18 protein-coding genes are annotated in these 17,295 nt (G+C 70.5%); 2 read left to right on the top strand and 16 right to left on the bottom strand.

Going from position 1 to position 17,295, the window contains the following annotated elements; all coding sequences use genetic code 11:
- Positions 1-12: 12 nt before the first annotated feature.
- The 9 genes from ACSQ14_RS19580 to ACSQ14_RS19620 form a co-directional block, all read right to left on the bottom strand.
- Entirely contained in the window at positions 13-864 is an 852-nt protein-coding gene (locus ACSQ14_RS19580; RefSeq protein ID WP_436015916.1) for an SDR family NAD(P)-dependent oxidoreductase, read from the bottom strand.
- Between the two features lie 57 nt (positions 865-921).
- Positions 922-1,146 (bottom strand): hypothetical protein, encoded by a 225-nt coding sequence (locus tag ACSQ14_RS19585; RefSeq protein ID WP_436015917.1) that lies wholly within the window; start codon positions 1,144-1,146, stop codon positions 922-924.
- An 80-nt stretch (positions 1,147-1,226) separates the two neighbouring features.
- The gene (locus ACSQ14_RS19590) at positions 1,227-1,988 is read right to left on the bottom strand and encodes an SDR family NAD(P)-dependent oxidoreductase (RefSeq protein WP_436015918.1); all 762 of its coding nucleotides are present in this window, start codon (positions 1,986-1,988) and stop codon (positions 1,227-1,229) included.
- Positions 1,989-2,069: 81 nt separating this feature from the next.
- Positions 2,070-2,444, bottom strand: coding sequence for a VOC family protein (locus ACSQ14_RS19595; protein WP_436015919.1), 375 nt, complete (start codon positions 2,442-2,444; stop codon positions 2,070-2,072).
- A gap of 65 nt (positions 2,445-2,509) precedes the next feature.
- Positions 2,510-2,974 (bottom strand): hypothetical protein, encoded by a 465-nt coding sequence (locus ACSQ14_RS19600; RefSeq protein ID WP_436015920.1) that lies wholly within the window; start codon positions 2,972-2,974, stop codon positions 2,510-2,512.
- Positions 2,975-2,996: 22 nt separating this feature from the next.
- Complete coding sequence (locus ACSQ14_RS19605; protein WP_436015921.1) at positions 2,997-3,767, bottom strand: SDR family NAD(P)-dependent oxidoreductase; 771 nt, start codon at positions 3,765-3,767, stop codon at positions 2,997-2,999.
- On the bottom strand, positions 3,764-4,798 hold the full coding sequence (locus ACSQ14_RS19610) for a hypothetical protein (protein WP_436015922.1): 1,035 nt from the start codon (positions 4,796-4,798) through the stop codon (positions 3,764-3,766). Before ACSQ14_RS19610 ends, ACSQ14_RS19605 begins: the two co-directional genes overlap by 4 nt.
- A gap of 4 nt (positions 4,799-4,802) precedes the next feature.
- Positions 4,803-6,032 carry a sulfotransferase family protein gene (locus tag ACSQ14_RS19615; protein ID WP_436015923.1) on the bottom strand — a complete coding sequence of 410 codons (1,230 nt, stop codon included), beginning with the start codon at positions 6,030-6,032 and terminating at the stop codon, positions 4,803-4,805.
- 83 nt (positions 6,033-6,115) lie between these two features.
- Positions 6,116-6,925 carry an SDR family NAD(P)-dependent oxidoreductase gene (locus ACSQ14_RS19620; protein WP_436015924.1) on the bottom strand — a complete coding sequence of 270 codons (810 nt, stop codon included), beginning with the start codon at positions 6,923-6,925 and terminating at the stop codon, positions 6,116-6,118.
- 152 nt (positions 6,926-7,077) lie between these two features.
- Here ACSQ14_RS19620 and ACSQ14_RS19625 point away from each other — a divergent pair, with 152 nt between their 5' ends.
- Positions 7,078-8,349: a cytochrome P450 gene (locus tag ACSQ14_RS19625; RefSeq protein ID WP_436015925.1), complete on the top strand. Its 1,272-nt coding sequence runs from the start codon at positions 7,078-7,080 to the stop codon at positions 8,347-8,349.
- 43 nt (positions 8,350-8,392) lie between these two features.
- Here ACSQ14_RS19625 and ACSQ14_RS19630 read toward each other — a convergent pair whose 3' ends face one another.
- From ACSQ14_RS19630 to ACSQ14_RS19645, 4 genes are all read right to left on the bottom strand, one after another.
- Positions 8,393-9,157, bottom strand: coding sequence for an SDR family NAD(P)-dependent oxidoreductase (locus ACSQ14_RS19630; RefSeq protein ID WP_436015926.1), 765 nt, complete (start codon positions 9,155-9,157; stop codon positions 8,393-8,395).
- A 24-nt stretch (positions 9,158-9,181) separates the two neighbouring features.
- Entirely contained in the window at positions 9,182-10,078 is an 897-nt protein-coding gene (locus ACSQ14_RS19635; protein WP_436015927.1) for an SMP-30/gluconolactonase/LRE family protein, read from the bottom strand.
- 129 nt (positions 10,079-10,207) lie between these two features.
- Positions 10,208-11,245 (bottom strand): LLM class flavin-dependent oxidoreductase, encoded by a 1,038-nt coding sequence (locus ACSQ14_RS19640; RefSeq protein ID WP_436015928.1) that lies wholly within the window; start codon positions 11,243-11,245, stop codon positions 10,208-10,210.
- Positions 11,246-11,290: 45 nt separating this feature from the next.
- Positions 11,291-12,043, bottom strand: coding sequence for an SDR family NAD(P)-dependent oxidoreductase (locus tag ACSQ14_RS19645; RefSeq protein ID WP_436015929.1), 753 nt, complete (start codon positions 12,041-12,043; stop codon positions 11,291-11,293).
- A gap of 167 nt (positions 12,044-12,210) precedes the next feature.
- Here ACSQ14_RS19645 and ACSQ14_RS19650 point away from each other — a divergent pair, with 167 nt between their 5' ends.
- Positions 12,211-13,074, top strand: a complete 864-nt coding sequence (locus ACSQ14_RS19650; protein ID WP_436015930.1) for an SDR family NAD(P)-dependent oxidoreductase — start codon at positions 12,211-12,213, stop codon at positions 13,072-13,074.
- Between the two features lie 28 nt (positions 13,075-13,102).
- Here ACSQ14_RS19650 and ACSQ14_RS19655 read toward each other — a convergent pair whose 3' ends face one another.
- The 3 genes from ACSQ14_RS19655 to ACSQ14_RS19665 all read right to left on the bottom strand — a co-directional run bounded on the left by ACSQ14_RS19655 (position 13,103) and on the right by ACSQ14_RS19665 (position 17,131).
- Positions 13,103-13,996, bottom strand: coding sequence for an MBL fold metallo-hydrolase (locus ACSQ14_RS19655; protein ID WP_436015931.1), 894 nt, complete (start codon positions 13,994-13,996; stop codon positions 13,103-13,105).
- 58 nt (positions 13,997-14,054) lie between these two features.
- A complete protein-coding gene (locus tag ACSQ14_RS19660; protein WP_436015932.1) occupies positions 14,055-15,194 on the bottom strand; it encodes an aminotransferase class V-fold PLP-dependent enzyme in 1,140 nt (379 codons plus the stop codon).
- A 353-nt stretch (positions 15,195-15,547) separates the two neighbouring features.
- On the bottom strand, positions 15,548-17,131 hold the full coding sequence (locus ACSQ14_RS19665; RefSeq protein ID WP_436015933.1) for a lytic transglycosylase domain-containing protein: 1,584 nt from the start codon (positions 17,129-17,131) through the stop codon (positions 15,548-15,550).
- Between the last annotated feature and the right edge of the window lie 164 nt (positions 17,132-17,295).

A 17,295-nucleotide genomic window follows, 5' to 3' on the forward strand; every position in this document is an offset into this window, starting at 1 on the left:
TCCGCGCGCCGCTCAAGCGCCGTCGGCCGGGACGACCCCGACGCGGATCTGGTCCATCACTTCCTTGCCGTAGGCCTCGTCGAGGAAGTCGGGCGTGGCGCCGCTGAGCTCCTGGCCGCCGTCGCAGGCGATGTTCTGGCCGGTAATCCAGGCGGACTCCGGCCCGGCGAAGAAGCGCACCGCCTGGGCGAGGTCCTCGGGCTCGCCGACCCGGCCCAGCGGGGTGATGGCCGCGAACCGCTCCTCGGTGCCGGGGGTGGCGAACATGAACTCGGTGGCGGCGGAGCGGGTCAGCCCGGGCCGCACCGAATTCACCCGGATCTTCGCGCCGCCGAGCTCCAGCGCCACCAGCTTCACCAGCCGCTCGAGGCCGGCCTTGGCGGCGACGTAGGCCGCCAGCCCCGTGGCCTGCTGGGTCACCGTCGTCGTGGAGATGCAGACGATCGAGCCGCCCTGCGGGCGCATCAGCGGCGCGCCGTAGCGCATGATCAGGAAGGCGCTGATCAGGTTCCGATCGAGCACGGAGTGGAAGTGCGCCTTCGTCTCCATCAGGAACGGATAGTAGTTGTCGTCCCCGCCGACCGCCGGAACCAGGATGTCGAGCCGGCCGGAGATGGCGTAGGCGCGCTTCAGCGCCTCTTTCACCGCCGCTTCGTCGGCGGCGTCGCCGGCGTGGATCTCGAGCCGTGCTTCGGGCACGGTCTGCAGGATGTCGTCGCGCGCCTGGCGCAACGCGTCTTCGCGCCGGCCCATCAGCAGCACCGCCGCCCCGTCCTGCGCCAGCAGGCGCGCGCAGGCCAGGCCGATGCCGCTGCTGGCGCCGGTGACCACCGCGGTTTGGCCGTTCAGCACGCCGCTTCCCATCCTGGGTCTCCTCCGTGGGGACGTCTTGCCGGTCCCTCGGGGCGGAGCATACGCGCCTTAGCCGGCGGGGGCAGACTCTCTCTGCGGTGCGGGGCTGCGCGGCAACGGCTCGGCGCTCTCGAATTGGAGGCTGGCGTGGCGGCCCTGCGCGGTCAGCCAGCCCACGAGGTCGCGGCCCAGGCGCTCGGCCTCGTCGGCGCTGGCGACGTCGCCCAGGAACCCGCCCCGGTGCTTGATCGCCCATCGCGCCCCGCGGCGCGCGATGCTGATGATCTCCGCCAAGGTTTCCCCTCCCCTATCCGGGGATCGGTCTCGCGCAGTCCTCCTCGGCGAGCCTTAGCTTTTGATAGGTGAGCGGCGGCTCAGCCGAGACTGATGCCCTTGTCGAGCGAGATGCAGGCGCCGTGGTAGCCGTGCGCGTCGTCGGTCAGCAGGAAGGCGATCAGGTCAGCGACCTCGTCGACCGAGATCGTGCCGCGGGCCGGCGATCCGAGCTGCAGCGATTTCGGATCCACGTCTGGCGGCAGCCGGGTCCCCGGTGCCGCGGCGATCGCGACCGCGCCCGGCGCGACCGCGTTGATGCGCACCGGCGCGTCCATGTACTCCATCGCCAGCGCCCGGGTCATGTGGGTGGCGCCGGCCTTGCTGGCCGCGTAGGCCGCCGTGTAGGGCTGGGCGATGAAGGCGACGCAGGAGGTGACGTTGACCACCGCGCCCCGGGCCTCGAGCAGGTGCGGTATCGCCGCCTGGAAGAAGTAGAACGGCGCCGCCAGGTTGATCGCCAGCGTCAGGTCGAAGTCGGCGATCGGCATGTTCCCCGCCCGCGCCGGCAGGAAGGCGTTGGCCACATTGCACAGGCCGTCCAGCCGGCCGAACGCCGCCACGGCCGCCGCCACCACCGCCGCGCAGCTTTCCGCCGAGGTGATGTCGATCGCGTGGACCTCGGCGCGGACGCCGGCCGCCCGCGCCGCCTGGGCGGTGGCCGCGAGGCCGGCGGCCTCGCCGTCCACCAGGCAGAGGTCAGCCCCGAGCTGGGCCAGCCGCAAGGCGGTCGCCCGGCCGATCGCGCCGCCCGCCCCGGTGACCAGCGCCGCCTTGCCGCGCATGTCCGCTTTAGCCTGCATCGCGACCTCGCCCTTCAGCATCCGGCGAGGTCGACGCTAACGCACATCCGGATGGACGCAAACGGCGCCGACGCCCGGCGATCAGCCCGCCTTGACGCACCAGGCGACGAGCTTGTTGCCCGTCGGATCGCGCAAATACGCCGCATAGGAGTTCGGGATCGCGTCGCGCGGTCCGGGCGCGCCTTCGTCGCTGCCGCCGGCGGCGACGCCGCCCGCGTGGAAGGCGTCGACGGCGGCGACGTTCGGCGCCGTCAGGCCGATGGTGACGCCGTTGCCGAAGCTGGCCGGCGCGCCGTCGAACGGCTTGGTCACCAGCAGGATCCCGGTGTCGGCGGAATAGACGATCCGCTCGCCCATCTCCGCGCCGGGGCCATAGCCGAGCGCCCCCAGCGCGGCGTCATAGAAGCGCTTCGCCGCCGAAAGGTCGTTCGCGCCGACCACGATGTGACTGAACATGGGTTCCTCCTGGGTGTTCTTCGGGCCGCGAGCTGCGGCGCGTATGGCTTGAGCTTAGAGCGCGGCTAGGCGTCGCCAAAGGGAATGACCCCGTCCGCGTAGTCGATGTCGCCGAGGATGAAGGCGGTGTTCATCACCTCGCCGGCCTGGCGTTCCCACAGGGTGAGCTTGGCGCGCCACGGCGAGTCCGGATGATCGTCCATCAGCGGGCCGACCTCGCAGCCCAACGCTTCCAGGCGGGCCTTGTGCGCCTCCAGGTCGCGGACGCCGAAGACCACGGACATCACCCCTTCGCCGCGCGTGTCGAGCCAGTCGCGAAGCCACTGATTGAACTCAGTCGGCTCCGGCAGCGGCGAGACCACTTCGAGGCCGGCCTCCCAGTTGATGTACATCACAAAGCCCATGTCCTGGCGCTCGAAGCGGGTCAGCTTGGCGTCGGCCAGCTTCTCCAGTTGGGCGATGTTGGCCGCGAGGTTCTCAGGCCGCGAGATCCAGGCGACGTGGTCGATGTGGTTGGTGAACTTCTTCACGCGTCCCTCCTCGTTGTGCTGTTCAGGTGAAGCAGCCGCCGTTCACGCCGAGCGTCTGGCCGGTGACGTAGCCGGCGTCCTCGGAGGCGAAGAAGGCGATCGCCGCCGCGACCTCCTCCGGCCGGCCGACGCGCGGGATCGGGTAGGCCGCGACGATCTGCTCCGGGGGGACGGGGAACAGGCCGCCGTCGATCGCCCGCTGCGCCATCGGCGTCAGGACGAAGCCGGGCGAGACGTTGTTGACGGTGACGCCCTGCGCGCCGAGCTCGACCGCCAGCGAGCGGGTCATGGCGACCACCCCGCCCTTGGTCGCGGTGTAATGGACCATGTTGGCCGCGCCGCTCTGTGCGCCCAGCGCGGTCAGGTTGACGATCCGGCCCCAGTGCGCGGCCAGCATGTCGGGCAGCACCGCCTGGGTGACGTGGTAGACGCCCTTGAGGTTCACCGCCATCAGCCGGTCCCAGAGATCCTCACCGACCTCGGCGAAGGGGGTGAAGTCCTCGATGCCGGCGTTGTTGACGAGGATGGTGACGGGTCCGAGCGTCCGGCGCACCGTCGCCAAGGCCGCGTCGACCTGGCCGCGGTCGGCGACGTCGGCGGTCACCGCGACTGCCGCGCCGCCGGCTTCGACGATCGCCTGGGCCACCGCGCCGATGTTCGCCGGATCGCGCCCGAGCACGCCGACCGCATGGCCCTCCCGCGCCAATCGCAGGCAGGTCGCCTCGCCGATCCCGGCCCCGCCGCCGGTGACGAGCGCCACCCGGCGCGCGCGCAGCTCTTCGGCCTGGCTCACCGCTGGGCTCCGTTCTCGATCCGCTCGCGCAGGGTGCAGCGTTCAAAGAGGCCGATGGCGTCTTCGCCGTCCCAGACGTAGCGCGCCGCGCCCTGCTCCAGGACCGAGGTGTCCGCCATCTCGAAATGGTGGTGATCGAAGGTCTTGAGCAGCGTCTGGCCCTCGATGCGGATCCGGCCCGCCGGGGTGTCGAAGACCAGCGGGAGCTGGTCGCCCGCGCCTTGCAGCCGGGTCATCCACGGCGCTTCGGCCAGGCGCGCCGGCAGCCGCTCGCCGGACGCGGTGATGACGAACCCCTCGTTGAAGGCCTGCGTCCCGTCGGCCGCCGGCCAGAAGGCGTTGACGCCGAACGCCCGCCCGCTCGGAAAGAGCGCCGAGTGCTGGCAGTGACCCGGGGCCCCGCCCATCCTGCGCACCCCGCGCCGACGGACCCGCATCCCCGCGCCGGCCACACGGCGCTCCTCGCCGGCGAACCTGACCCAGCCGGTCACGCGGCACAGCTGCTCGTAGCGCAGGCCGCCCATCAGCGCCGCGCCGGTGGAGGTCATGGCGTTCGCCGCCTCCGCGGTGATGCCGCCCATGAGCCAGGGCGGCTCGGCCATCTCGGCCTCGAAGCGGAACGCGAGGCCGGCCGGTTCGCCGCCGGCGACGCCCGCCATCTGCCGCGCCGAGGTGGACTGCTCCGCCGCCCCGTCGAACGCCAGCGACCAGCGGCGGAAGGGCTTGAGGCACTGGAAGCTGAGCGCGCCGGCCCCACGGATCGCAACCTCGCCGCCGGGACCGGCCGCCGAGCCGGGCAGCTGCTCCCAGACGCGGAAGGTGCGGCCGTCGCCCAGCACCATGTTGAGCTGCGTCCAGGGCGCGCCCCAATGGCCGCCGATCGCGTCCAGGGTGACCCGCGGAAAGGCCAGCGCGCCGCTGGCGTCCATGATCCACAGGGTCGCGGAATCCCGCATCTCGGGATCGGCCGGCTGTTCGGGCAGGAAATACTCGAACTGCGGGTCCAGTCCGCCGGTGAGATCGACGCCCATCGCCCTACTCCGTCAGCGGCGGGCGGAGGCCGTAGCCGAAGCCGAAGCGCTCGACATAGTCCTGGAACTGCCGGTTGGTGGCCTCGCGGCCCAGGCCGAACTCGTCCATCGCGTACTTGTGGACGCCGTGCTTGGTCTGCGGGTGCTGCCTCAGCCATTCGTCGATGGCGGCGCGATGCGCCTCGCTCATCTGCCGGCCGCAGCGGGCGTAGATACGCTCGACGGTGCGCACCGGGTTGGCCATCACGTCGTGGTAGGAGATGTCGAGGAACCGGTCCTCGCCGATCCGGTCGCGTGCCCGCATGCCCTTCTCGAACGAGGCGCGCTGATGCTCGATCGCCAGGCGGCCGACCGCCTCGCGCGCCGCGCCGGACACCGGCTCGCCGGCGACGCCGGTGAGGATCGCCTGGATGTTCGCCAGCGAGCCGAGCTGCTGCGCCAGGTCGCGGTGGGTCCAGATCAGGGTCGCGTCGGGATACTGCGCCGCGACCTCCTCCAGCCGCAGCAGGTAGTCGGAGCCCTTGAGCGCCCAGTGCTTGCCCGCGCCGCCCCACTGGATGTGCTGCAGGAAGTCGTGGTGGAAGCCGAGCGCCGCGGTGTGGTCGGCGTCCAGCAGATAACGGCGGAAGGTTTCCGCGCGATAGAGGCACCACAGCTGCTGACAGCTGAAGACCATGTTGAGGATGTCGCTGCCGCACTCCGCCAGCGCGCCCGAGCCCTCCTCGATCATGTAGGGGTGGGTGACGAAGATATCGGGGATCCGCTCGAACAGGCTCATCATCCGCCGTCCCGCCTGATCCAGCCGCGCCTGCGACGGGGGCCCGAGCGCCAGCGGCGGCGACGGTTCGAGGCAGATCCAGTGCTCCGGCGCCATGGCCTCGGGGTCGAGGCTGAGCAGGGTGTGCAGCAAGGTCGACCCGGAGCGCGGCGGCCCGACGACGATCAGCGGCCGGGTGATCTGCTGGGCGGCGATCTGCGGATGTCGCTTGCGGTCGTCGATCAGCTTCAGCCGCGTGGCCAGCATGTGGACGGCGTATTCCACCACCTGCTCGCGCGCCGCCTCCGGCATGGCTTGCCAAAGCTCACCGCGAAGCCCGGCGGCGAAGGCGTGGAGGCCGGCATTGCGCGCCGGCGCGCCAAAATCGCCGAGTCCGGTCCGGCGGTAGGCCAACTCCATCAGGCCGTCGGCGTCGGGACAGGCGCTCGATCCGATCACGGTCACCGGCGTGGCCATGCTTCACTCCCTATTTTAACGACGCCCGTCTTCGCGGACTGTCACCACCTTGCACCTGTGCTAATAAGGCGACAAGCGCTTCCTCAGATCGTCTCCCCGGCGTCGGCCAGCAGGGTGCTGCCGGTCATGAAGATCGACAGGTCGGAGGCGCAGAACAGCACCACGCGGCCGATGTCGTCGGGCACGCCGACGCGGCCCAGCAGGCTGGTCAGGGTCGCCGGGATTTCGGCGCCGACGTCGCGCTCGGCCAGCGCCGCCAGGGCGGCCATGTTGCCTTCGGTCTCGCAGAAGGTCGGGGCGACCCCGAGCACGCGGATGTCGTGTGGGGCGAGTTCGAGCGCCATCTGCCGGGTCGCGCCGCGCACGCCGTGCTTGGAGGCGACATAGGCGGAGACCCCGGGCGCCACGCCCCGGAAGCCGGCGGTCGAGACGACGTTGACGATCACCCCGCCGCGGCCGCCGGCGATCATCTTGCGGGCCGCCGTCTGGGCGCCGAGAAAGACGCCCTTGAGGTTGACGTCCATCACCTGGTCCCAGACCTGCTCGGTCATCTCCAGCAGCGGGATGTTGGGATAGACGCCGGCGTTGTTGACCCAGATGTCGAGCCCGCCGAACCGCTCGACGGCGAGCGCCGCCGCCGCGGCGACCGACTGCGGGTCCGACACGTCCATGCCGGTGGCGATGACCTGCCCGCCGGATTGGCCGAGCTCCGCCGCCGCCGTGTGCGCCAGTTCGACGTTGCGATCGCCGATCACCACCGCGGCCCCGGCCTCCGCCAACCGCCGCGCGATCGCCCGCCCGAGGCCCTGTGCGCCGCCGGTGACCACCGCGGTGCGGCCGGCGAGCGAAATGAGTTCGGCGACCGACCGGGTCGAGACGTCAGCGATGGCCATACTTCCTCCGAGGTTCTGTTTGCCCGCCTGCGGCAGCGGCGTTTGATCCCAGTATCAGGCGCCAAGAGCGCGCTAACAAGGTGACAAATGTCGGAGCCAGGATTAGGCTCGCCGCGGAAGGGCCGCACCCAACGCGGCCGGAGCGAGGACCAATGGCGGACGTGGAACCGGACTTCTTCAGCGACCCGCAGGTCATCGCCGACGCCCGCAGCTATTTCGACCTGGTGCGCGGGAAGAGCCCGGTGCACCGCGAGCCGCATCACGGCACGCTGATGGTCACCGGCTTCGCCGAGGCGATGGACGTCCTGAGCCGGCCGGACAGCGTCTTCTCCTCGGCGGTCGCCGTGGTCGGGCCGATCCCGCCGCTGCCGTTCGCGCCTTCGGGTCCCGACATCCACGAACAGCTGGAAGCCCATCGCGACGAGCTGCCCTGGTCGCGGCACCTCGCGACCCTCGACGGCCACAAACACACCGAGCACCGGGCGCTGCTGCAGGTGCTGCTCACCTACAAGCGGCTGGTGGCGAATGAGACCTATCTGCGCGGCCTGGCCGACCGGGTGATCGACGGCTTCATCGCGCGCGGACGCTGCGACGCCGCCAGCGAGTACGCCCATGCGGTGGCGACCTATGCGATCTCCGACCTGATGGGGATTCCCGAGGCCGACCGGGCCGAGCTCGTCACCCTGCTGGGCGCGCCGCCCAGCCAGGTCGACGGCGACGCGGTGCACAAAGTCGGGCCGGATCCGCTGATCTTCCTGAAGGAACGCTTCGACGGCTACCTGCGCGGGCGGCAGGACAAGCCCGGGACCGACCTGATGTCGGAGCTGGTGCAGTCGCGCTTCAAGGACGGCTCCGCGCCCGACCTCGACGCGCTGTCGGAGCTCGCCCGCTTCCTGTTCGGCGCCGGCCAGGACACCACCTCCCGTCTGGTCGCCCATGCGATCCGTGTGCTCGGTGACGACCCCGAGCTGCAGGCCCGCCTGCGCCGCGAGCCCGATCGCATCCCGGACTTCCTGGAGGAGACGCTGCGCTACGACGGACCGGTGAAGGTGACCTACCGGCTGGCGCTGACCGACACCGAGGTCGCTGGCGTCGCCGTGCCGGCCGGGACCATCGTCACCGTCTGCCTGACCGGCGGCAACAACGACCCGCGCCACTTCGAACAGCCCGACCGCTTCGACATCGACCGCGCCAATGTCCGCGACCACATGGCCTTCAGCCGCGGCGCGCACTTCTGCCTCGGCGCGCCGCTGGCGCGGCTGGAAGCCAAGGTCGCCATCGAGCGGCTGCTCGCCCGGCTGGCCGACATTCGGATCTCGCAGGCGCACTACGGCCCGCCGGGCGGCCGCCGCTACCGCTACGAGCCGACCTACACCTTCCGCAGCCTGTCGGACCTGCACGTCGAATTCACCCCGGCCGACTAGGGACTCGCCGGGACGAAGGCTGCGCCCTCGTCCCGGCAGGCCGTCACAGCATGGTCGAGCCGCCGTCGACGCCGAGCGTCTGGCCGGTGACGTAGCGGGACTCGTCGCTGGCCAGGAAGACGGCGCTGGGCGCGATGTCGTCCGGCGTGCCGAACTCGCCGAGCGCGACCTTCGCCAGCTCCTGGTCGTAGGACTTGCTCTCCTCCAGGTACCACAGCGCCTTCGGCGACATGGCCGAGGGCAGGATCGTGTTCACCCGGATCTTGTAGCGGCCCCATTCCTTCGCCCCGGTCTTGGTCAGGGTGCGGATCGCCTCCTTGCTGGCGGCGTAGGCCAGGAAGCCGGGCTCGCAGCGGATGCCGTAGGACGAGCCCATGTTGATGATCGAGCCGCCGCCCTGCTCGCGCATATGCGGGAAGCAGAGCTGCATCAGCTGCAGCGAGCCGATGAAGGCGCTCTCCATGTCGACGCGGACGTTTTCCGCCATCTTCGGATCTTCCAGCGGGAGGTAGTCGGTGAAGGTGTGGGCGTTGTTGACCAGCACGTCGACCCGGCCCCAGGCCGCGATCGCGTCGGCCACGGTGCGCTCGGCGTCGGCCTGGTTGCCGGCCAGCGCGTCGAGCGCGCGCGCCTCGCCGCCGTCGGCCTTGATCTTGCCGGCCACCTCCTCGAGCTTGCTCAGGGTGCGGCCGGTGATGACCACCCTAGCGCCTTCGCGGGCGTAGGCCCGGGCGATCGCCTCGCCGATCCCCTGCCCCGCGCCGGTGATGATCGCGACCTTGCCGTCAAGCCTGCGGGATGTGCTCACAGTCGTTCTCCTTGAAATGTGGTCTCAGCCCAGCGTGAAGCGGGCCGGCGGGATCGGCATGCCGGCGACCTCCGAGCGGCCGCGGTACAGCACCGAGCGTTGCTCAGTCGGCATGCCGCCGTCCTTCAGCGTGTCGCCGGCGTCGGCCGGCACCGTGTTGATGTAGACGTCGCGCATGTCGGCGCCGCCGAAGCGGATCTGGGTGATCGCCCCGCCCGGCATCGGCACCGGCGCCAGCCGCGTCCCGTCCGGGCGCACACGGGTGAGCTCGCTCGAGCGGAACCCGGTAACCCACAGGACGCCGTCCGCATCCAGCGCCATGCCGTCGACGTCCTCCTTGTCGAGCAGCACCCGCTTGTTGGCCAGGGTCAGGTCCGGCTGCACGTCGAAGGCGTAGGTGCAGACGAATGTGTCGTTGCAATAGAACTGTTTGCGGTCGGCGCTCAGCATGATGCCGTTGCTAAAGTTGATCCCCTCGGCCAGCTTGATGAGCTTCCCCTCGACCGTCAGCCGGTAGATCGACGAGGGCCGCGGCGTCCCGCCGCAAATGACCATCTCGATGTCGTTGGTCCCGAACAGGATGCCGCCGGTCCCGTCCGGCATCATCTCGTTGATCCCGTTGATCACCTGGCCGTCGATCTCATGGATCAGCCAGCCCGACTTGCCGTTGGCCGGGTTGTTCCACATGATCCCGCCGGCGCCGGACGACAGCACGGCGCCGTCGGCATTGAGCATGACCCCGCCGGTCCACATCCGCTCGGGGTTGAGGGTCTGGGTGCGGCCGTCCCGCCCCAGGCCGTGGACGCCGCCGGCGATGACGTCGCTGTACCAGACCACGTCGCGCTCATAGTCGACGGCGAGGCCCTCGAGGTAGAGCCCGCGGGCGACGGGCTCGAAGCCCGCAGCGGTCGCATCCGTCATGACAGTCCTCCCTTGCGCCGCCTGTCCGCGCAGGCGGCGTCCATTCTGATCGGCGCTGTCGGCCGATGTGCGTTTGTCACGGTGTTAGCGACGCCAAAAAGAGTCAAGCGTGCGCCGCGGTCGCCGCCGTCACGACCGGAACTGCGGCATCACCTCCTTGGCGAACAGGCGCAGTTCGGCCCTGTGCCGCTCGAGGTCGGGCACGCCGGTCGGGGTGAGCAGCAGATACTCCGGATTGATCAGCGCGCGGATGCGCTCGAGCTCGCGGATGCAGTCGCCCGGGTCGCCGACGATCGCCCGGTTGGGCGTGAACTTTTCCAGCGAGACGGATTTCCCGCCGAACACCACGTCCTTGGAGACCTCGTCGCGATCCGGCTCCGCGCCGAGATTGGCATAGCTTCGCCAGACCTTGACCACGTTGGGCAGCCAGTCCGGATCGAGCCCCGCGCGGGTTGGCGCGATGTGCAGGTCCCGCATCAGGCAGATCGTCGAGGCGCGGCCGTGCTCGGCGGCGATCGCCTTGTAGCGGGCGACCTTGTCCTGCAGTTCGACCAGGTGTTCGGCGAAGCTGACCAGCCAGCCGTCGCCCATGCGCCCGGCGCGCAGCATCGCCGGCTCGCTGACCGCGCCGATCCACAGCGGCGTCGGCTTGCCGGCCAGCGGCGGCGGCACGACGGTGCAGTCGGCGATCTGAAAGTGGCTTCCGGCGTAGGAAAACGGCTTGCCGGCCTGCGCCAGCCGCAGGATCTCCAGGCATTCCTCGAAGCGCTTCGCCCGGGTCTTGAAGCCCCAGCCGACGGTCTCGAACTCGTCGGGCTTGTAGCCGATCCCGGCGCCGAGGATGAACCGGTTGCCGGACAGCTCGCTGAGGGTGTTGATCTCCTCGGCGATCTCTAGCGGGTGATAGGCCGGCAGCAGGAAGATGTTGGTGCACATCTGCATCCGCCGGGTTCGCGCCAGCAGCGCCGACAGCACGATCAGCGGGGCTGACGGCTCGCCCGCCGCGGCGCCGCCGAAGGCGGTTGTCGGCGCAAACCGATGGTGTCCCAGCCAGGCGAGATCGTAGCCGAGATCCTCCATCTCCTGGACGTAGTCGTAGAGCTTGGCGAACGGCTCGGCGGCCGATCGATCGACCATCCGCTGCGAGACGATGATCCCGAACTTCATCAGCGTTTCCTCCCGCCCGCGCGGCGTGGGTGACTTGAACCGGCCTCAGACGTAGGCGCCGCCGTTCACCGCCAGGACCTGGCCGGTCACGTAGCCGGCCTCCTCGGAGACGAAGTACGCGCAGGCGGCGGCGATCTCCTCCGGCTGGCCAAGCCGCGGGATGGGATAGCCGCCGTAGATCTGCTCCGCCGGAACCGGGAACAGGTTGGCTTCGATGGCGCGGCGGCTCATCGGCGTCAGGATGAAGCCCGGGGAGACCGAGTTCACGGTGACGCCCTGGGCGCCCAGCTCGATCGCCAGCGACTTGGTCATCGCGATCATCCCGCCTTTCGAGGCGGTGTAGTGCGCCATGTGCGTGGCGCCCGACTGCGCGCCGATGGCCGAGATGTTGACGATCCGGCCCCAGCCCGCCGTCGTCATGTCTGCGAGGACCGTCTGGGTGACGATGTAGGCGCCCTTCAGGTTGACGCTCATCAACCGGTCCCAGCTGTCCTCGTCGATGTCCTCGAACGCGGTGAAGCTCTCGATCGCCGCATTGTTGATCAGCACGGTGATCGGGCCAAAGGCCAGGCGGACCTGGTCGGCCGCCGCCTTGACCTGCCGCCGCACGGAGATGTCCGCCGTCACCGCGAGCGCCCGGCCCCCGGCCTCGCCGATCGCCGCCGCCACCCGCGCCGCCGCCGGGCCGTCGATGTCGAGCACGCCGACCGCCATGCCGTCGCGCGCCAGCCGGTGGCAGGCAGCTTCGCCCATGCCCGATCCGCCGCCTGTGACCAGCGCCGTTTTCAGCGTCGCCATCGGTGTCCTCCCGGCCGCTCGTTGCGCGAAGGGCGGCTGCTGATCATATTGTTAGCGCCGCCGCGGAGCGCGGTCAACGGACGGCGGAGCCCCCCGCGCTAACACCTTGACAAACATGCGCTGGCGGCCCGACAAGCAGGCGCACGTCGAGGCCACGAGAGATCCGCATGCCGCAAACCTCACCTGTCGCGGTCGTCACCGGCGCCAGTCGCGGCGCCGGCCGCGGCATCGCCCTGGCGCTCGGCGGCCACGGCTGCACGGTCTACGTCACCGGCCGCTCGGAAAAGGCCGGCGACGCCGCCCTGCCGGGCACCATCTACGAGACCGCCGAGGCGGTCACCGCCGCCGGCGGCCAGGGCGTCGCCGTGCGCGTCGACCACGCCGACGACGCCCAGGTGAAGGCGCTGTTCGAACAGGTGCAGCGCGAGCAGGGCCGGCTCGACATCCTGGTCAACAACGCCTGCGCGCTGCACGATCAGCTGACCGCGCCCGGAAACTTTTGGGAGAAGCCGCTGGGAATCGTCGACATGCTCGATGTCGGCCTGCGCAGCGGCTACGTCGCCAGCTACTACGCCGCGCCGCTGATGGTCGCGCAGAAGAAGGGCCTAGTGGTCTTCACCTCGGCTTCCGGGGCGGTGCACTACGTGTTCGGCCCGGCCTACGGCGCGCACAAGGCCGGCATGGACAAGTTCGCCGCCGACATGGCCGTCGACTTCCAGGAGTTCGGCGTCGCCGCGGTCTCGATCTGGATGGGCACGCTGTGGACCGACCGCCTGCGGATGGTGATCGCCTCGGACCCCGAAAAGTACGGCTACCTGGAGACCATGGCCGAGACGCCGGAGTTCACCGGCCAGGTCATCTGGGCGCTCTACAACGATCCCAAGCTGATGGAGCTCAGCGGCCAGACCGTCATCGGGGCCGAGATGGCCGTGAAGTACGGGATCAAGGATGAGGGCGGCCGTCAGCCGAGTTCCTACCGCGACACGCACGGCGTGGCGCCGCGCGTCCAGTATCCCGCAATCATCCGCTGACCCGCCTCGACCGCGCGGCGACGGAGGGTTAGTCCGGCTGCGAGCCGGTTGCGCCCGTCGCCGGCGCGAACACCAGGGTTTCGCCGTCCCGCCGCAGGCGGCCGGCATGCGGAAACGGCAGGTGGGCGGGAATGATCAGCGCCTCGCGCTCCAGCCCGCGGGCGACCAGCCGACGGCGCGTCTCGATCGCCTGGGCGAGGTCGTCGCAATCGCCGAACTGCAGCTCGGGCCGGATCAGCTGCAGCGGGTGATGGAAGACGTCGCCGGTGAAGTAGGCCTCCTGCGCCTCGGACTGCAGGCTCAGCATGGCGTGGCCGAGCGTGTGGCCGTGGGCCGGCTCGATCTCCAGGCTTGGCGTCACCCGGTGGCGGTCCATCACCAAGTCGGCGAGCCCGGCCTCGACGATCGGCTGGATGCTGCGCTCATAGACGCCGTCGTTGTAGTCGACTGCCCGGTAGTCCGCGCCGTTCGGATCCCAGCGCTCGTACTCGCGCCGGACGAACAGGTAGCGCGCGTTCGGGAAGGTCGGGACCCAGCGGCCGTCGCGCAGCTGGGTGTTCCAGCCGCAGTGGTCGTGGTGCATGTGGGTGCAGAAGACGTAGTCGACGTCCTCCGGCCGCACCCCGGTGGCGCAGAACCGCTCGATGTAGGGCGTCTCGAGCCTGTCAAACTGCGGAATCGGATGCGGCCGGCCGTTGCCGGTGCAGGGATCGACCACCACCACCTTGCTGTCGACCTGCAGCACCCAGGTCTGGAAGTTCAGGCTCCAGGTGTCGCCCTCCTCCAGGAAATGGGGCGCGAGCCACGACCGGTTGGCCTCGATCAGCGCCGGCTCGGCCGCCAGGTAGGCGATCGGCCGGCGGGTGAGCGCCATCTCCAGCACCGAGCGGATCTGCGCGCTTCCGATGTTGATCTGCGACATCGGGCGAGCTTAGGACCTAGCGCAGCGGGCGCAAAACACCGGATGGGAAGGCGACGCGTCAGGCCATGCCGCGGATCGCATTCAGGACGAAGTCGACCTCCTGGGGCGTGTTGCGGATGCTGGGCGCGAGCCGGGCGTGCGGCCGGGCGTAGGGCGCCGCTGTGGCCAGCACGCGCCAGTTCCGCAGCCGGGCGACCGTCTGATCGGCGCTCAGGCCGGCCACGTCGAAGGAGACGATCCCCGCCGACAGCGCGCGCGAGCGCGGCGTGTGTAGGGTGACGTGCCGCATCCCGGCCAGGCCGGCCTTCAACTGCTCGGCGAGTTCGGCGGTCCGGTCGGCGACCTGGCGCTTGCCGATCCAGTTGTGCAGCACGAAGGCGTCGCTCATCGCCCAGACGTGCTCGAACGCCTTGAAGCCGCCCGGCGTGAAGATCGCCCCGGTGCAGTCCGGGGCCGGGGTGCCGGCGATCCAGTTCGAATAGGCCGCGCTGTCGAGGAAGGTCGGGATGGTCGGCGTCATCGCCCGCCAGCCGGCCGGGCTGCCGATCACCACGCCGGTGCCGCGCGGCCCGAACAGCCATTTGTGGCAACCGGCGAAGAAGAAGTCACAGCCGAGCTCGGCGAAACTCTCCGGCTGATTGCCAAAGCCGTGCACCCCGTCGACGCACAGCAGGATGCGGTTGTAGTCGGTCCGCGAAGCGTTGATCCGCGCGATCGCCGCGGAGATCTGCGAGATCGGCAGCTTCACGCCGGTGCTCGAATGCACCCAGGTCAGCGCCACCACCCGGGTGTGGGGCCGGATCTCGGCGACCACCGCCTGGGTGAGGCCGGCCGCGGTCACGCTGGCGCCGTCGGTGTAAAGCGGGATCCGCCGCACGAGCCCGCGGCCGCGGGCGGCGGCCAGCCGGATGGCCTCGTGCGTGACGTAGTAGTCCCGGTCCGTCGTCAGCACCTCCTGGCCGGGGCTGATCTTCAGGCCGTTGTAGACCAGGCCTGCGCCCATGGTCGTCGAGTCCGTGAGGGCGACGTTCTGGGTCGGCGCGCCCATGTAGGCCCCGACCGCGGCGCGCGCCTGGTCCTGGAGCCGGCGGTTGTGCATCTCGACATATTCGATGGGCGTCGTGTCGAGCGCCGCGCGGTAGCGGCTGATCGCGTCGCGCACCGGTTGCGGGTGGGCGGTGATCAGCATGGCGCTCATGTCGACCCGATCCCGCGCGAGATCGAACTGGGCGCGCACGCGGGCCCAGTCGCTTGGCCCGAAGGCCGCCAGCGGCGGGACCGCGGCTGGCGCGGCTGGCGGGGCTGGGGGAGCCGCGGGCGGGGGAGCCGCGGCCGCAACGCCCCGCGCGGCCAATATGCCGCCGCTGGCCAGCAGGATGTCCCGCCTGACGATCCGCACGCACGAACTCCGAGGCCCCGCGCCCCACCGGATGGCAGGGTTCGCGACGGGGCGCCTCGCGAGCTTACCGGGGCCGCGATCGTTTGAAGTCGGGAGTGCGCCGGAGAGCGCGGCCGAGAAGTCCCTAGGGGCCCGCCGAATTATCCGGAAAATTACGACGGCCGACGAACGACACGGAGACTGGTCTCGGCGATCAGCGGCGACCGTCCGCCGTTCAGCCGCGCCCGGTACACCTGATAGTTCGCCATGACGTTCATCACGTAGTTGCGCGTTTCGCCGAACGGAATGCACTCGATGAAATCGACGGGATCGACCGCCGGCGATCGCGGGTCGCCGCAGATGGCGATCCACCCGGGCAGACGGCGCGGACCGGCGTTGTACCCTGCCGCCGCCAGCACATAGCTGCCGCGGAATTCCTCGGTGAGCTGCCCCAGGTAGCGCGAGCCCAGACGCATGTTGGCCTCGGCGTCCCAGAGCAGGCTTTCGGACCAGTTCGTTCCGATGTCGCGCGCCACCAGCCGGCCGGTCGAGGGCAAGATCTGCATCATGCCGCGGGCGTCGGCGGCCGATCGCACCCGCGGATCGAACTGGCTTTCCTGGCGGGTGATGGCCAACACCAGCGCAGATTCTGCGCCCCCCGGGACGACCGGCGAGCGGACCATCGGGTAGCCCCGTTCGAACAGGATCAGGCCCTGCTGGGCGCCGCGTCGATACGCCAGCAGCGACAGCTCCTGCTCGCCCAGCGCCCGGAGCTCGTCGACCAGCAACGCGAGCTCGGGCCGGGTCTGCGTGACGCCGCCATAATGCAGGGCGAACACCCGCAGGAGGCCGCGTTCGCTGGCGGCCGCGAGCAGGCGGATCACCCGGGTCAGTTCGGCGCGCTCGAAGCTCGACCGGTCGCTCGCGCTGGGCGCGGGATCGGGGGCGAGGACGATCTCCCGCTGGCCGGCGCTTTGCGCCGCAAGCTGGCCATAGAAGGTGGAGGGATGCGCCGCGCCCTGTTCATAGAACCTCTGCGCCCGCGCCGCGTCGCCGGCGGCTTGGGCGGCGCGGCCCCGCCAATAGGCCGCCCGGGCCTTGCTGACCGGGCTCTTCACCGCCGCATCAAGGCGCGCGAAATGTTGCTCGGCGAGGGTCGGATTGCGCAGCTTGTTGAGCGCCAACCAGCCGGCGAAGGCCTCGCCTTCGGCGTACTCCACCGTTCCTGGCGACTGGCCGTGCTGGGCGATCGCCGCATAAGCGGCGCGCGCCTCGCCGCGCCGGAGCGCCTCGTTCATCTGCAGTCGCCGGGTTCGGAAGAACGCCTGCAGATTGCCTTCGCGATCGAGCGCCGTGTAGGGGATTGGGCCGCCGAGCTGCGCCCGTTCGAGCGCCCGGCGCCGAGCATCGGCCCGGGGCCAGTCGTCGACCCGGCGGGCGGAAGCCCGCAACTCCGCTTCCGGCAGCTGATCGCCCATGACGTCGATCAGCGCCCACTCGACCAGCTTGCGCGCCACGGGGTCGACCAGGCCCGCCTGCAACTGACGCGTCGCGTAGACATCGCGGCGGCGCGCGGCGTCGAGCGCCGCCTTGAGCCTGCTGGCGTCCACCTCGACGCCCCGCGGCGCCCCGGCGGCCGCCAGGACGGTCGCCGAGCCGAGCGCCGGTTCCGCCGCGACCTCAGCCGAGGCGAGCGAGACGCCGACGGCGGCGAGCACGACGAAGAAAAGACGCCAATCCCCCGCTGTCCGCACCATCTGCCCTCCCACGCTTGCAAGACTCAACGCGCGGGTTCGCAGTTCGAGCGGCGGTAGCGCTTATTTGAGGCCGCGACGCGTGGATTGACTGTGGCCGGCGCGCGTGGCTCGCTCCCATCTATCCGGGCGGTGCGCGCCCCTGCCCTGCAAACGAAGCGGCGGTG

Source organism: Phenylobacterium sp. LjRoot219, from assembly GCF_964252995.1.
Classification (GTDB): domain Bacteria; phylum Pseudomonadota; class Alphaproteobacteria; order Caulobacterales; family Caulobacteraceae; genus Phenylobacterium.